Source organism: Brevibacterium sp. SIMBA_078 (assembly GCF_046534565.1).
Taxonomy (GTDB): Bacteria; Actinomycetota; Actinomycetes; order Actinomycetales; family Brevibacteriaceae; genus Brevibacterium.
Genome location: NZ_JAWRYQ010000588.1, coordinates 1 through 236 on the forward strand (window position 1 = coordinate 1; position 236 = coordinate 236).

Sequence of the window (236 nt, forward strand, 5' to 3'; positions counted from 1 at the left end):
GTTATTAAGCGCAGTGGCACTTAAATCCACAGCTTGTCCGTTAATAGCTCCTGCTGAGTTATTCACATTGTGCTGACTGTTCAGCTGTATTGCCTTCGCCTGCAACGCACCGCCGGTGTTATCAATATTGTCAGCATTAATGTCGAGCAGACCATCAGATGCCATCACTCCGGCATTATTACCGATGTCAGAGCCTTTCAGTTGCAACGACTCCAGTGCCGTCAGGGCTCCACTAG

1 protein-coding gene is annotated in these 236 nt (G+C 49.2%); it reads right to left on the reverse strand.

The genetic code is table 11. The features are described from left to right. Nucleotides 1-236, reverse strand: a 236-nt coding sequence (locus SB749_RS20900; RefSeq protein ID WP_410712005.1) for a hypothetical protein, incomplete at both ends; no start/stop codon positions are given.